The following is a 14,214-nucleotide window of genomic DNA, read 5'->3' as shown; positions in this document are numbered from 1 at the left end:
TTTACCAGTGCTTTCCCCTATGGCGAAGGGTAAAAGTCAAATTGTTAAATTATTTCAATACAACATGACACAATTGTTTTTCGCAAGTCATTGATAAATCGGCTTATTTTGGATATACTCTCGTTTTTCCAATTTGGAATATCTTTAAGGAGTGCGCCATGGCACGTGTTTGCCAAGTCACTGGGAAGAAGCCGATGGTCGGCAACAATGTTTCCCATGCAAACAACAAAACCAAACGTCGTTTTTTGCCTAACTTGCAGAATCGTCGTATTTTTGTTGAATCTGAAAACCGCTGGGTCTCCCTGCGTTTGTCCAACGCCGGTCTGCGCGTCATCGATAAAGTCGGCATCGACGCCGTATTGGTCGATATGCGCGCTCGTGGCGAAAAAGTCTAATTAGCAGAATAAGGGAGCTATCATGGCAAAATCAGGCCGCGACAAAATCAAGTTAGAATCGACCGCCGGTACGGGTCACTTCTACACGACTACCAAAAACAAGCGTACGACGCCTGCGAAAATGGAGATCATGAAATTTGATCCTAAAGCACGCAAGCACGTCACGTACAAAGAAACCAAAATCAAGTAATTGATCTTGTGTTCTGTAAAAAGAGCCGCTCCGATGAGCGGTTTTTTTTCGTCCTGATTTTCAGCCGGCCCCCTCCCCTTTTGCCAGGACGAAAAAAAGGCCCTGGAATCCAGGGCCTTGATATAGCACAACAGTCTAGTTAGGCATAGCTGCGCAGGCGCAATGAGAAGTCCTGCAGCGACTTGATGCCCGACGCTTCGGCGCGCGTGCACCAGTCTTGCAGCTTTTGCAGCAACTGTTCACGCGTAAAGTGCGAGCGTTCCCAGATGGCGCCCAGTTCCACGCGCATGTGGTGCATGGTTTCCAGTGCTTTGCTGTGCTGGAACAGTTCCGACAGCTGCTCATGGTGAACATCGGCCAGCTTGCCCGGTTCGCGCTGCATCAGTTTGCGCGACGATTTCAGGAAACGCTTTTCCAGCTCAGCCTTGTGCTTCAGGTGTTCCAGCTCTTCCTTCCAGGCATGCTTGATCGATTTTGCATACTTGGCCATCACGTCGTAGCGGTTGGCGATGACGGACTGCAAAGTCTCGAAGTCCGCTTCCAGCTTGCCGTGCGAGAACTTCGGTTCCGGCGCCAGCTTTTTCACCTTGGCCAGGCCCAGCATTTCCAGCGCGCGGATATATGCCCAGCCGATATCGATTTCATACCATTTCGACGACAGCTTGGCCGACGTCGCATACGTATGGTGATTGTTGTGCAACTCTTCGCCGCCGATCAGGATACCGAAGGGAATGATGTTGGTGGCCGCATCGGCGCAGTCGTAGTTGCGGTAGCCCCAGTAGTGGCCGATGCCGTTGATGATGCCGGCCGCCGTGATCGGGATCCACATCATTTGCACGGCCCACACGGAAATGCCGATTACGCCGAACAGGATGAAATTGATGACGAACAGCGATACCACGCCCAGCCAGCTGTATTTGGTGTACAGGTTGCGCTCGATCCAGTCCGTCGGCGTGCCGTGGCCGTACTTGGCCATGGTTTCCATGTTCTTCGATTCAGCGCGGTACAGCTCGGCGCCTTCCCAGAACACTTTCTTGATGCCGCGCGTCACGGGGCTGTGCGGATCTTCTTCCGTATCGCATTTGGCATGGTGCTTGCGGTGAATGGCGGCCCATTCTTTGGTGACCTGGCCCGTCGTCAGCCACAGCCAGAAACGGAAGAAATGACTGGGGATGGCGTGCAATTCCAGCGCCCGATGGGCCTGGTGGCGGTGCAGGTAAATCGTGACGCTGGCGATCGTGATATGCGTGACCACCATGGTGTACAGGAAAACTTGCCATGCGGACAGATCGGTAACGCCAGTTGCCATGAACTGCAAAACGTCGTGTAAAACGGAACTCAATGTCATTACTACTACTCCAAGTGGACAGGGCGTGCGCACGGTCGCTCCAGTGACTCTGGAGGTCCGGCAGAGTTAATTTTAGGCGTGATTGTACGCCCTAATGGGTATTCTCAGGCAAAATCGGAGGCAGGCAGCGAGGTTAAGGCTGGGTGCCGGATGGGGCGGACTCACCCTCTGCCGCGCCCGCGAGCGGGGCAGGAGGCGTACCAACAATACGCAATTCGCGTTGCGGAAACGGTACAGTGACCTTATGTTCCTGCAAGGTGCGCCAGATGGCGCGGTTCACATTCGACTTTACGCCGCCGGTACCGTTTTCCGGATCCGCGATCCAGAAGCCGATCTGCACATCAAGGCCGTCGGCGCCGAAACGCACGAGGGTGGCCGATGGCGGATTGCTTTGCGACACACGCGGCACCTTGGCCGTCGCCGCTTCCAGCAAGGGGAAGATGACATCGAGATCCGTTTCATAGCCCACCGACACGGCCGTCGACAGCCAGACCATGCGGTTGCTCAGCGACATGTTCTGCACGCCGCCGGAAATCAGCATTTCATTGGGCACGATGGATTCAACGCCATCGCCACCCAATAACACAGTATAGCGCGTATTGATTTGCGTGACCTTGCCCGTAAATTGACCCACCGTAATCATGTCGCCGATGGTGAGGCTGCGGTCGAGCAGGATAATGAAACCGGAGACGAAGTTCGCGGCGATCTTTTGCAAGCCAAAACCGAGCGCCACGCCGAAGGCGCCGCCAAACACGGACAGCACCGTCAGGTCGATGCCCACTAGCGACAGGCTGACCAGCACGGAAACGAGGATCAGCACGGCGCGGCCCATGCGCGACATCACCACGCGCAAGGAAGTGTGCAGCCCCTGCATTTTCATCAGGCGCTCGTCGAGCGAGGTGCCGGCCCACATGGCCAGCACCAGCAGCACGGCCACCGAAATAGCGGCTTGCAAGATGGCAGCCACCGATACTTTATTGCGTCCCAGCGGAACGACGATGCTTTCCAGGAAGGTATGCAGTTCCGGCCACAAACCAGTGATGTACAGCGCCATGCCGGCCCACACCACCACCGTGAAGATCTTTTCCAGCAACAACATGGTCGGGCTGATGTCGCCGTGGCGGGCAAAAATGCGGCGAAGCACATAAAAACCGAAGCGCACCAGCGCCATCGAGGTGCACAGGGGAATGGCGATGTTCAGCAGATTGACCGACTGGAACTTGACCAGGAAATGCTGCGCAATGCCCAGCAGCATGGCCGCCAGCACGGGCGTCAGGATGCGGATGAAACTATCGGTGCGCTGCAAGGTTTCCGGCGTGGCCGGCGTGGCGGCCGCTTCCGCCCGCTGGTGCAGGAACACGCGCAACTGCCGCACCAGCAGCCAGCTCAGCGCCAGGCAGCCGACGATGACCAGCGCCTGCCACAGGATGGCCGGTTGGCGGAAATCGTTGACAAAATCAGTGATCAGGTTGAGCAGCGGGGTTTCATTCATGGCGGATGGAGTCTGGAAGATGGTGCGGGGGAATAACCGGGCGGGGTGCCCACAGCGTGCGCCAGACTGGCTGGCGCAAGTGCTTGGCCACCGCTGCGATGCTGCAGCGGCGGCCCGTGACCAACTTATTCGGCTTGCTCAGCGTCAACGTCGTCGGCCGGCTTTTCATCGGCGTAGACTTTTTTCGGCATGACCTTGCGCTCGAACACGGCGGCGAAGAAGCCATCGGTCTGGTGCAGGTGCGGCAACAATTTCAGGTAGTCGCCCATTTCCAGCTCGATCTTCTGTTCGGCCAGTACCTTGCTCATCGGCACCAGGGTGAAGTCAGGGTTCGCCGCCAAGAATTGCTCGGCGATAAAATCGTTTTCTTCGTTCAGGAAGCTGCAGGTGGCGTACACCAGGCGGCCGCCGCCCTTGACGAGGCGCGCCGCGCCGGCCAGGATGGCTGCCTGCTTGGCTTGCAGTTCCACGATCGAGTTCGGCTGCTGGCGCCATTTCACGTCCGGATTGCGGCGCAAGGTGCCCAGGCCGCTACATGGCGCATCGACCAGCACGCGGTCGATCTTGCCGGCCAGACGCTTGATCTTGGCATCGCGCTCATGCGCGATCTGCACCGGATGCACGTTCGACAGGCCGCTGCGGGCCATGCGCGGCTTCAGCTTGGCCAGACGCTTTTCCGACACGTCGAACGCGTACAAACGGCCCGTGTTGCGCATCAGCGCGCCCAATGCGAGCGTCTTGCCGCCGGCGCCGGCACAGAAATCGACGACCATTTCGCCGCGCTTGGCGCCGACGATTTGCGACAGGATCTGGCTGCCTTCATCTTGCACTTCGATGGCGCCGCTCTGGAACAATGGCAGGTTTTGCAACGATGGCTTCTTGATCACGCGCAAACCCAGCGGCGCGAACGGCGTTGGCGTGCTGAGGATAGGTGCTTCGGCCAGGGCCAGCATCACGTCGTCACGCGTGGCCTTGAGCGAGTTCACGCGCAAGTCCAGCGGCGCCGGCGCGTTCAGCGCATCGGCCAGCTTCATGGTTTCCGCTTCGCCGAACTGGGCGATCAGCTTGTCGAACAGCCAGGTCGGCATGTTGGCGCGCATGTTCGACGGCATCAGGCTGCGGTCGATCTGCGTGATACGTTCCAGCCATTCCACTTCTTCTTCCGTCAGGCCGCCCAGAGAGTCCGCACCGACGGCTTCGGCCAGGCCGAGGATGGTCAGGCGGCGCATGGTGGGGCCACTGCCCGCTTCGGCGAAGTCCGTGAAGAACGATTTGTTGCGCAGCACGGCATAAATGCCTTCGGCGATAGCGCCGCGTTCGCGCGAACCGAGGCGCGGATGGTCGCGGAAATAGCGCGACAGGGTGGTGTCGGCCGGGGCCGTGAAACGTAAAATTTCGCGCAATACTTCTTCAGCATTGGCAAGTATCGCTGGTGGCAATCTCATTGTTATTCTTCCTGTAATATTTTATTGAGGGTCCACGCGGACCTGGCCATGCTCGACTGACAGTTTATCGTCAATGAACAGGCGGATGGCGCGCGGGTAAAGCAGATGTTCCTGTACCAGCACGCGCGCCGATAAGCTCTCTTCTGTATCGTCTGGCAAGACGGGGACTGTCGCGCTCGCCACGGCCGGACCATGGTCAAGCTCGGCAGTCACGAAATGCACGGTCGCGCCGTGTTCCGTCACACGAGCCTCGAGCGCCTGGCGGTGCGTCGCCATGCCCGGGAACAGCGGCAGCAGCGACGGGTGGATATTGAGCATGCGCCCCGCGTAATGCTCGACGAAAGGCGGCGTCAGGATGCGCATGAAACCGGCCAGCACGACCAGGTCGGGGGCAAAGCCGTCGATTACGGCTTGCAGCGCCGCATCGAACTGTTCGCGGCTGGCGTAATCCTTGTTGGCAACGACTGCCGTCGCTATCCCATGTTCCGCGGCAAAAACCAATCCCTGGGCATCGGCCCGGTTACTGATGACGGCGGCAATACGGGCTGGCCATTGCTCGGCTTGCGCCGCGCGTACGACCGCTTCCATGTTGCTGCCGCGTCCGGAAATGAGGATAACGATATTTTTCATAGCGCGCATTGTACCCGCTATGGCGATGCGAACCAAGAAAGGCCGGCGATATTGTTGCGCCGCAACATGATCGCACAACAGGTGCTTTCGCCGGACGATGCTGCCTGCCAAGCCGGAAAAAGGCTGATTTTACGCTATCACAACGTGAGTAAGTGTTTACTCGAACGAATAGAAGACGCGGAACGGGACTTTCTTCTCGGCCCAGTAGTCGGCCGCATCGCGGAACACGTCGAGCAGGATCTCGCGCGCTTCCTTGTCGAATTTTTGCGTATTTGGCAATTGCTCAAGCACCACCAGGAAACCCGTCTGCGTGCCGGCCTTGAACATGGTGTCCGTCAGGCACAGGCGCAGCGCATCGAAATTCTTCGCCAGGTTTTTCGGAAACAGGAATGCTTCTGCAATAATGCCGATGACTTGTTGTTTGGTCTGTCCAGCGTTGCAATGCGCATATAAAAAGTGCTGCCCGAGACGGATCGCCTCGTCTTGTAATTCGGTCACGCGAAAGGCACGGATGGACTGGACAAGGTTGGGCGGCACGGTTAGTAACAAACTCATTTTTCCCTCAAATCGACCTGTTATGTATGGATTGTTCTAGCTGCTCTTCTTATTGCATCCCCGCACGCGGGTCAATGCGCACGCGGTGATTCGATCTGTATCAACTTTTATGCGATTCAGTGCGATTTTATATAAGCCATACGCGTATTAGGGTAACGTGTTGTCCTGCATGAATCAACCCGAATATGATGTCAAACGCAAGATTTGTTACAAACCGCTGGTTTCAAGTCACTTCAACATCTTGTATCGATTGAAAGTGCATGTTACAGACTGTGGGGCAAGGGGCTTGGGCTGTTACATTTTGTTGCCATGCGAAACACTTGCCTTGGTCTGGCGGGATTACTATAGTCCCAAGTTGTAAAAAATACCCTGAAAGATTCTCTAGATAACGAGGTTACAAATGAACTTGCAAGCCAAATTGATGATGTCAGCCCTTTGTATCGGTGCATTGCCACTCGCCCAGGCCGCCGACTTTGAAGATTTCGGCAAGGTCGTGCGCGTCGTGCCGCAAGTGGAACAGATCAACCGTCCACGCCAGGAATGCCGCACGGAATACGTGCAAGTCCAGGCACCGCCGCAGCAGCGCAGCGCTGGCGGCTCCATCGTCGGCGGTATCGCCGGCGCCCTGCTCGGTAGCCAGGTCGGTGGCGGCAATGGCCGCACGGCCGCCGCCGCCGCTGGCGCGATTGCCGGCGCCGTCGTCGGCGACCGCGTCGACAACCAGAACAATTACCAGGGCGGCATGCAGGAACAAGCCGTCAAGCAATGCCGCCAGGTCGACCACTGGGAATCGCGCAACAATGGCTACCAGGTCACGTATGACTACCGCGGCCGCAACTACACGAGCATCATGTCCTACGATCCGGGCGAACGCATCCGTCTGCGCGTCTCGATTGAACCCGCTCAGCAATAAGCGCAGCAACCGGCCCGTACCATGCCAGCCCCAGTGGCTGGCATTTTTTATGGCGCCCCGGCACGGGCTATAATGCGGCACACTTTCAGGCCGCCTTATGCTTATCAAACGAAAATCCATCGAACAAGTCGAATCCTCGCGCCCGGCGCGCAAGCCCCGCTATGCCCCTGTCACCCTGTCTGAAATGGATGGCGTGCGCTATCTGCATTTCGGCACGGAATGGGTGCAGGGCGCCATGCGCATCCGCAAGCCGGACTGGCCGGAACTTGAATACGCGCAGCAGATGATGGCGTGGATGCTGTGGATCGAGCAGCCGCAGCGCCTCGCCCAGCTGGGCCTGGGCACGGCCGCGCTGACCAAGTTCTGCTACCGCCAGTTTCCGCAGGCGCAGGTCGAGGCCATCGAATTGAACCCGTCCGTCATCACCATCTGCGCATCGATGTTCAAGCTGCCGCCCAACGACGAGCGCCTGCACGTGCGCGAGATGGATGCGCTCGATTACGTCAACGATGACGCCAACCACGGCACCCTGGACGCCCTGCAGGTGGACCTGTACGACGCCACGGCGCGCGGTCCCGTGCTCGACAGCGCCGATTTCTATACCGCCTGCTGCGCCTGCCTGGCGCCGCACGGCATCATGACGGTCAACCTGTTTGGCGACCACCCCAGCTATGCAAAGAACATCAAGGCGATGAAGTTTGCGTTTGAACAGGTGATCTGCCTGCCGGAAGTCCATGATGGGAACGTGGTGGCGATCGCGTTCAAGACGAAAGTGGCACTCGATGCCGAGGCGCAAGCCGCCCTGCTCGAGCGCGCCAAACAGATCGTCGCCGAGACCAAGCTGCCCGCCAAGTCCTGGGTCAAGGGCATCGTCAGCACCCTGTAACCGCCGGCCTGTCCACGCATGGCCGGCAGCCCGGAAAGGCGCCGGCCATGCCCGCTTCCCCTCCTCCCTCCGACACGCCGCTGCAACTGCCGCAACTGCTGGCCTGGCTGCAGGAAGACGGCTTGCTCGATGCGGCGCAGGCGGCCGCCATCGACGCCCAGGCCGCCCTGCTGCCCGCGCCTGCCTTGCATCCGCTGTGCAACATCGCCCACGGCGCACTGACGCTCGACACCCTGTGCGCCTGGCTGGCGCAACGCTCCAGCCTGCCGTATGTGCGCATCGATCCCCTGCACATCGATTTCAGCCAGGTGGCCGACGTGATGACGGCCGGCTATGCGGCCCGCTTCAACATCCTGCCCGTGGAAAGCACGCTTGAGCGCATCGTCATCGCCACGGCCCAGCCATATGCGCTCGCCTGGCAGGCGCAGCTGGGCAACCTGGCGCCGCGCAAACTGAGCCTGGTCGTCGCCAATCCGCTGCACATCGCCGACGCCATCGCGCAATTTTTCAGCCTGGCCAGTTCCGTCAAGGTGGCCCGGCAAGCGTCCACGCAAGACCTGGCGCTGCGCCAGAATGTCGAACAACTGGTGGAGCTGGGGCGCAACAAGACCAACGTCGACGCCAACGACCAGCACGTCGTGCGCATCGTCGACTGGCTGTGGCAATACGCGTTTGCCCAGCGCGCGTCCGACATCCATCTGGAACCGAAGCGCGACGCGGGCCTCGTGCGCCTGCGCATCGACGGCCGCCTGCACCAGGCCTACCAGCTGCCGCCCGTGGTGCTGCTGGCCATGACGGCGCGCATCAAGTTGCTGGGGCGTATGGACGTGGTGGAGAAGCGCCGCCCGCAGGATGGCCGCATCAAGACGCGCAATGCGCAAGGCCAGGAAGTCGAGCTGCGCCTGTCGACCTTGCCCACGGCCTTCGGCGAAAAACTCGTCATGCGCATCTTCGACCCGGAAGTGGCCGTCAAGAGCCTTGCCGAGCTGGGCTTTCCGCCCGCGGACGCCGAACGCTGGCGCCAGCTGACGGCGCGCACGCACGGCATCGTGCTGGTCACGGGTCCCACCGGCTCGGGCAAGACCAGCACCCTGTACAGCACCTTGAAGGCACTGGCCGGCAGCGAAGTCAATGTGTGCACGGTGGAAGACCCCATCGAAATGGTCGAGCCGGCTTTCAACCAGATGCAGGTGCAAACCCAGGCCGGCATCGAACTGTCGTTTGCCGATGGCGTGCGGGCGCTGATGCGGCAAGATCCCGACATTATCATGGTAGGAGAAATCCGCGACCTGGCCACGGCCGAGATGGCCATCCAGGCGGCGCTGACGGGCCATTTGGTGCTGTCGACCCTGCACACCAACGACGCCCCGTCCGCCGTCATGCGCCTGCTGGAACTGGGCGTGCCAGCCTATCTGCTGGAAGCGTGCCTGATCGGCGTGCTGGCGCAGCGCTTGCTGCGCTGCCTGTGCGCGGCCTGCAAACAGCTGGACGACGCCCCCGACGCCGACGCCTGGCAGCGCCTGACGGGCGGCCAGCTGGCACGGCCGGCCGCAGCATACCGCCCCGTCGGCTGCGCCCTGTGCCGGCACAGCGGCTATCTGGGACGCGCCGGCATTTATGAACTGCTGAGCGTGACGGAAGCGTTCGGCCAGCTGGTCAAGGCCGGTGCCGACCTGCACGCCCTGCGCCGCCAGAGCATCCTCGACGGCATGACGCCGCTGCGCATCGCCGGCGCCCGTAAAATCATCGATGGCACGAGCAGCATCGACGAAGTGCTGAAGCTCACGGCAGCCCTGCCCTAGCTGGCCAGTACTTTCTCGCAGGAATGCTTTGCATTCTTTTTCAACTGATATATAATGCGGCCTCTTTCGGGTCGTTAGCTCAGCTGGTAGAGCAGCGGACTTTTAATCCGTTGGTCGCAGGTTCGAATCCCGCACGGCCTACCACGAATGCGCAGTACTAAAAAGCCCATCCTCACGGATGGGCTTTTTTCGTTTCCGGCCCTCACGGTTATACTGGCTCTTCGTCTTGCCAGCCCTGAAAGAAACGCATGAAACTTGCCGCCATCCTGTTGCTTGCCACCGCCTGCCTGTCCGTGTCCGCCCATGCTCAAACGCAAACGCCGATCGTGCTCGACGGCCAGTACAGCGCGCGCACGGACGAGATGAGCCTGGAAATCATCGGCAACCGCGTCTGCTTCGCGCCCGACAAGGCGCAGTGGGGCCGTTTGCCGCGCCCTGCCGCCACGCACGCTGTGTGGTTTTGTTTCAGTAACGATGGCGAAGCGCGCCGGCTGCTGCGCGTGCCCGCGCGCCAGGCCGACAATTGCGGCTGGCAGGCGCGTGCGCGCATCGTCATCGACAGCTATCAACCGTATGTGGAGCAAGGCGACGGCAACGACATGGCGCGCCTGGCGTCGGTGGTGAAAGTGGCGCAGCCGAACGCCATCGCCTGCGAATAAACCCTAGTCGAGTTCGTATTCCTCTAAATAACGGGCAAACAAGTCGCCATCGGACAGCGGGCACGCAAACCCCGCGCCCCAGTCGGCCAGCAGCAACTGCTCTTTCAAGGGCAACAGCAACAGCTCGGGCATGGCGTCGCTGCACCACAGGTCGCACACGATGCCCTTGTCGTCCAGGCCGGCAAACAGGGTTTCCGTGTTCTCGCCGCCAAAGGCCAGCACGTTCTTGCATTCCACGCGGTAACTGCTGTAGCCCGTGTAGACGGCGTCATACGGCGGCAAGGCGTCCGCCAGCGCCAGCCGCACCTGGTCCGCCGTGAGGCCCAGCGCGCCCATCTGCGACGGCGGCGCCTCGGGCACGTACATCTGCGTCCAGCCGGCGCCGCTGCGGTGCGCATCGACAAACGCCTCTTGCTCGCCCATCTGCGTCAGACAGTGCTGCAAGTTATCGAGCGGCAGCAGTTCGATCCTGCAAAAATCGTCTTCGTGGTAGTACGCTTCCCGCATGTTTTAGTTCTCCAGCAAGTCTTGCAGTTGCACATTGCGCCGCGACGTTAGCCGGCCGGCCCAGGTTTCGCTCGTCACGGACGGATAGCGCACGGCGCCAAAGTTCATCCAGGCATCGCGATACGCCAGCCACAGGCGCTGGGTGGCGCGGATGCCATCCTTGCCCACGGCGCCCGCATGAGTTTGCGCCGGCTTTTTCATGAGCTTGCCGTAGATGGCGTTGAGCTCCTTGTCGAGCGCCGCCGCCTGATCCTTCGTCATGCTGGCCGGCAGCTTGCCCGCTTCGTAGTCACGCAGATCGTGCGCCAGCAGATCAAGCTCGGCCGTGCGGGCGGCGATGCTCAGGGCGGCGCGCGCCGTGCCGCTCAAGTCCGTTTCATTGGCCGCACGCGCATCGGCAAACTTGCTGGCCGCCGCCTGCAGTTTTTGCAGCGACGCTTGCGCCACGGCAGGCATGCTGTCGCTGACTTTACCTGTCGCCTGCGTGCGCACTCTTTGTTTCTGGCGCGCATCGATGGCGCTGCACACGCCCATCATGTAGCCGCTGGTGATGTCGTCGCACAAATCGATCATGCCGCGACCGCTGGCATTGATCTTCTGCAAGTGCTCGATACGTCCCTGCATCTCGGCCGGCGCCGCATCGATGCTGCACGCATACTTGAGCGCCAGCAACGGGTCTTTTTGCACGCCCTGTCCATTCTGGTACAGCATCATCAGGACGGCGCTGTTTTGCGTGGCCATGGCGCAATGGCGCGCGGGACGCCAGTCGGCCGGCTTGGGCGCGGACATACTCTTGGTATCGTAGTACAGGTCGGTAGCCTGGCATTGCTGCAGGGACGCCACGGCCGATGGCGCCGGCAGGTCGGCGGGCGGCGGCGCCGCATCCTTGACCTTCAGGCAGCCCGCATACCAGGCCGTGCTTTCCGCGTGACCGACGCCCATGGCGCTGGTATTCGGGTACGGTGCGGCGGCGGCGGCAAAAACCGGGGCCGCCAGCAGGCAGCTCGCGCCCAGCAATATCGTTTTCAATAAGGGTAGACTAATTTTCATGGCCGGCCAAAGGTAGCGTCAGTAAAAGAACAAGTTTAACTGATCAGCCATGGCGCGCCCGCCCGATACGTGACACTCCCGCCTGGTAAGTAACGGTACCCAGCCTTGGCAGTGCGGGAAAGCATGGGCAATAATGTTGCCCGCTGTACTTTTTTCACTACTCCGGACTACGCCCATGACCTCACCCCGTCTTCGCCGTTCCCTCGGCTCGCTGCTGATCGCAGCGGCCTGCGCCTCGCTTGCCCATGCCGCCGATACCAACGCCACCACCCCAGTTGCCGCCACGCAAATGCAAGCCAGACACGCCATCACGCATGAAGATGTGTGGCTGATGAAACGTGTGGGCGCGCCCGTCGCCAGCCCGGATGGAAAGTGGGCCGTGTTTTCCGTGGTCGACAGCGCCTACGATAGCAAGGAGCAATGGTCGGACCTGTGGATCAAGTCACTGCTTGACGACAGCCCCGCGCGCCGCCTGACCTATTCCAAAAGCGGCGAAAGCGCCGTGGCCTGGTCGCCGGACAGCCGCCAGCTCGTCTTCGTCGCCAAGCGCGACGGCGATGAAGCGGGCCAGATTTACCGCCTCGACGTGGCCGCCGGCGGCGAAGCCCAACGGTTGACGAGCTTGACCATGGGCGCGCGCATGCCGAAATGGAGCCCGGACGGCAAGCAATTGCTGTTCATCAGCGATATCTATCCAGGCAACAAGACGGAAGCCGACGTCAAGCAAAGCGCGAAAGAGCGCAAGGACCGCAAACACAGCGCCCGCTCGTATGAAACGACGGCACCCCGCTATTTCGACAAATGGCTGACCGACAAGCAAGTGCGCCTGTTCGTCGTCGATGCGCAGCCTGACGCTAAGGGTGAGAACACAGCGCGCGACATCCTGTCGGGCACGCAACTGGTCACCCTGCCGGGCTTTGGCGGTGGCCAGGGCGACGAGGGACAATCGCTGGACGCCGTCTGGACGCCGGATGGCAAGGCTGTCGTCTTCAACGCGGCCACCAACCGCGACGCGGCGCAGCGCGAGGACGTCGTCTCGCAACTGTATCTGCTGCCCGTGGCGGGCGGCGAAGCGCAGCGTCTGACGCAGGATAAGCACAGCTATGGCAGCCTGAAATTCGCCGCCGATGGCAAGACCCTGTTCGCCTTGAGCGACGCGCAAACGCCAGGCAAAGTGTATGACGTGAAACGCCTGGCCAGCTTTGCCTGGCCGATGAGCAACCCGGCGCCAACGATTTTGACGGCCAAGCTGGACCGTTCAATTTCCCGCTTCGTGCTGCCCGAAGGCGGCAAGCGCGTCCTCTTCAGCTATGAACATGCGGGCCTGGAAAAACTGTACTCGATCGACGCCAAGGGTGGCGACGTGCGCGAGGAGCCATCTTTGCCGACGGGTACCATCAATTCGCTGAGCAGCGGCGGCAAGGCCCTCGTGGGCGTGTGGGAATCCGCCATCAACCCGCCGGAAATCTATGCCTTCAACGGCAAGCAGCCGAAGCGCTTGACGGCCTTCAACACGGAGAAAGCCAGCAAGATCGACTGGCAGGCTCCCGAGCACTTCTGGTTCACGACGGCCGATGGCCGCCAGATCCACAATATGCTTGTCAAGCCGGCCAACTTCGATCCGAACAAGAAATACCCGTTGTTTACCGTCATCCACGGCGGCGCGGCCAGCATGTGGCGCGACCAGTTCGTGCTGCGCTGGAACTATCATTTGCTGGCAAAGCCCGGCTATGTCGTGCTGCTGACCGACTACAAGGGTTCCACCGGCTATGGCGAGGAATTCTCGCGCTCTATCCAGTTCGACCCCTTGAAAGGTCCGGGCGATGAAGTCAACCAGGGCGTCGATGAAGCCATCAAGAAATACCCATTTATCGACAGCACGAAACTGGCCGCCGGCGGCGCCAGCTATGGCGGCCACCTGGCCAACTGGCTGCAAGCGACCACCACGCGCTACAAGGCCATCGTCTCGCACGCGGGCGAAATGGACCTGATCATGCAGTGGGGCACCAGCGATGGCGGTTTCGGCCGTGAAACGAATGCAGGCGGACCCGTCTGGTCGAACCTGCCCGTGTGGCGCGAGCAAAGCCCCATCATGCAAGCGGGCAATCATGAAAAAGGCACGGGTTTCACGACACCGATCCTGATCACCGTGGGCGAGCTCGACTACCGCGTGCCGGCCAACAATGCACTGATGAACTTTGCCGTGCAACAGCGCCTGAACGTGCCGGCAAAACTGCTGGTCTTCCCGGACGAAAACCACTGGATCTTGAAGGGCGAGAACAGCCGCTTCTTCTATAGCGAAGTCGAAGGATGGCTGGCAAAGTATTTAAAATAATCGCGCC

General features: G+C 60.5%; 14 protein-coding genes and 1 tRNA gene. 8 read left to right on the top strand and 7 right to left on the bottom strand.

The window, feature by feature from the left end; all coding sequences use genetic code 11:
* Positions 1-158 precede the first annotated feature (158 nt).
* Complete coding sequence (gene rpmB / locus HWE17_RS04700) at positions 159-395, top strand: 50S ribosomal protein L28 (protein WP_010400928.1); 237 nt, start codon at positions 159-161, stop codon at positions 393-395.
* A gap of 22 nt (positions 396-417) precedes the next feature.
* Entirely contained in the window at positions 418-585 is a 168-nt protein-coding gene (rpmG, locus tag HWE17_RS04695) for a 50S ribosomal protein L33 (RefSeq protein WP_010400929.1), read from the top strand.
* Positions 586-724: 139 nt separating this feature from the next.
* Here rpmG and HWE17_RS04690 read toward each other — a convergent pair whose 3' ends face one another.
* From HWE17_RS04690 to HWE17_RS04670, 5 genes are all read right to left on the bottom strand, one after another.
* Positions 725-1,933 carry a fatty acid desaturase gene (locus HWE17_RS04690; protein WP_176387980.1) on the bottom strand — a complete coding sequence of 403 codons (1,209 nt, stop codon included), beginning with the start codon at positions 1,931-1,933 and terminating at the stop codon, positions 725-727.
* A 133-nt stretch (positions 1,934-2,066) separates the two neighbouring features.
* Positions 2,067-3,425, bottom strand: a complete 1,359-nt coding sequence (locus HWE17_RS04685; protein ID WP_176387979.1) for a mechanosensitive ion channel family protein — start codon at positions 3,423-3,425, stop codon at positions 2,067-2,069.
* A gap of 125 nt (positions 3,426-3,550) precedes the next feature.
* Complete coding sequence (locus HWE17_RS04680) at positions 3,551-4,870, bottom strand: RsmB/NOP family class I SAM-dependent RNA methyltransferase (RefSeq protein WP_099402933.1); 1,320 nt, start codon at positions 4,868-4,870, stop codon at positions 3,551-3,553.
* A 21-nt stretch (positions 4,871-4,891) separates the two neighbouring features.
* Positions 4,892-5,500: a phosphoribosylglycinamide formyltransferase gene (gene purN, locus HWE17_RS04675; protein ID WP_176387978.1), complete on the bottom strand. Its 609-nt coding sequence runs from the start codon at positions 5,498-5,500 to the stop codon at positions 4,892-4,894.
* Between the two features lie 156 nt (positions 5,501-5,656).
* Positions 5,657-6,055: a barstar family protein gene (locus HWE17_RS04670; protein ID WP_034747450.1), complete on the bottom strand. Its 399-nt coding sequence runs from the start codon at positions 6,053-6,055 to the stop codon at positions 5,657-5,659.
* A gap of 400 nt (positions 6,056-6,455) precedes the next feature.
* Between HWE17_RS04670 and HWE17_RS04665 the strand changes: the two genes are divergently transcribed.
* From HWE17_RS04665 to HWE17_RS04645, 5 genes are all read left to right on the top strand, one after another.
* Positions 6,456-6,968 (top strand): glycine zipper 2TM domain-containing protein, encoded by a 513-nt coding sequence (locus HWE17_RS04665; protein WP_034785134.1) that lies wholly within the window; start codon positions 6,456-6,458, stop codon positions 6,966-6,968.
* A gap of 97 nt (positions 6,969-7,065) precedes the next feature.
* Complete coding sequence (locus tag HWE17_RS04660) at positions 7,066-7,854, top strand: spermidine synthase (RefSeq protein WP_035821557.1); 789 nt, start codon at positions 7,066-7,068, stop codon at positions 7,852-7,854.
* Between the two features lie 47 nt (positions 7,855-7,901).
* Entirely contained in the window at positions 7,902-9,656 is a 1,755-nt protein-coding gene (locus tag HWE17_RS04655) for a GspE/PulE family protein (RefSeq protein WP_176387977.1), read from the top strand.
* Positions 9,657-9,724: 68 nt separating this feature from the next.
* Positions 9,725-9,800: transfer RNA gene (locus HWE17_RS04650), tRNA-Lys, on the top strand.
* Between the two features lie 104 nt (positions 9,801-9,904).
* Positions 9,905-10,315: a hypothetical protein gene (locus tag HWE17_RS04645; protein WP_035821563.1), complete on the top strand. Its 411-nt coding sequence runs from the start codon at positions 9,905-9,907 to the stop codon at positions 10,313-10,315.
* 3 nt (positions 10,316-10,318) lie between these two features.
* Here HWE17_RS04645 and HWE17_RS04640 read toward each other — a convergent pair whose 3' ends face one another.
* Together HWE17_RS04640 and HWE17_RS28480 are read right to left on the bottom strand one after the other, a co-directional pair.
* Positions 10,319-10,822 carry a hypothetical protein gene (locus tag HWE17_RS04640; RefSeq protein WP_176387976.1) on the bottom strand — a complete coding sequence of 168 codons (504 nt, stop codon included), beginning with the start codon at positions 10,820-10,822 and terminating at the stop codon, positions 10,319-10,321.
* A 3-nt stretch (positions 10,823-10,825) separates the two neighbouring features.
* Entirely contained in the window at positions 10,826-11,872 is a 1,047-nt protein-coding gene (locus HWE17_RS28480; RefSeq protein WP_217916695.1) for a lysozyme inhibitor LprI family protein, read from the bottom strand.
* A 175-nt stretch (positions 11,873-12,047) separates the two neighbouring features.
* Here HWE17_RS28480 and HWE17_RS04630 point away from each other — a divergent pair, with 175 nt between their 5' ends.
* Positions 12,048-14,207 (top strand): S9 family peptidase, encoded by a 2,160-nt coding sequence (locus HWE17_RS04630; protein ID WP_176387975.1) that lies wholly within the window; start codon positions 12,048-12,050, stop codon positions 14,205-14,207.
* The last annotated feature ends 7 nt before the right edge of the window (positions 14,208-14,214 follow it).

This window comes from Janthinobacterium sp. BJB401 (assembly GCF_013372745.1).
GTDB lineage: Bacteria > Pseudomonadota > Gammaproteobacteria > Burkholderiales > Burkholderiaceae_D > Janthinobacterium > Janthinobacterium rivuli.
Note: the sequence above shows the minus strand (reverse complement) of the source record. Positions and strands in the feature narration are given on the sequence as shown.